This is a genomic window from Aromatoleum evansii, from assembly GCF_012910805.1.
Lineage (GTDB): Bacteria > Pseudomonadota > Gammaproteobacteria > Burkholderiales > Rhodocyclaceae > Aromatoleum > Aromatoleum evansii.
In genome coordinates, this window is record NZ_WTVK01000184.1 from 1 (window position 1) to 591 (window position 591).

Genomic DNA, 591 nt, shown 5'->3' on the forward strand with positions numbered 1-591 from the left:
CGGAGCAAGTCAAGATAGTTGTCGCCTGATTCATGCAACTAACCGCCCTATGTCTTCAGCATGCAAATGTTCGCTGACGATCGCATCGCGCTCGGGGTTGAGCGTGACGGCGCTGATCGGCGACCAGTTGCGCGTGTGCCGGGCCCATCGTGCAGGATGGCGCTCGCGCGCCTGCAGGTACGTCTGATGGCGTGCAGCCAGAATGGCGATGTCCTCGCCGGCATGGCGCTGTGCCGGGGTGACGTAGCGGATGCCACTGTGGCGGTGCTCGTGGTTGTACCAGTGCACGAACGCGTGTCCCCAGGCGCGAGCCTCATCGATGTCGGCAAAGCCGCGCGCGGGAAACTCCGGGCGATACTTGGCCGTCTTGAACAGCGATTCGACGAAGGCATTGTCGTCCGAGACACGTGGGCGCGAGTACGACGGCTTGACGCCCAGCCAGTGCAGCATCGCCAACACCGTCGTGGCTTTGAGCGTGGCGCCGTTGTCGCCGTGCAGCACCGGTTTGGTCGCCAGCGCATGCACGCCTTCGGCCAGCGCGGTGCGCTTGGCGAGATGGGCGGCGTGCTCGGCGTCGTCGGTGTCGTGGAT

1 protein-coding gene is annotated in these 591 nt (G+C 65.0%); it reads right to left on the reverse strand.

The annotated features are described in order from the left end of the window. Positions 1-30 precede the first annotated feature (30 nt). A partial coding sequence (locus GO615_RS27820; protein WP_169133072.1) for an integrase core domain-containing protein occupies positions 31-591 on the reverse strand: 561 nt, incomplete at its 5' end.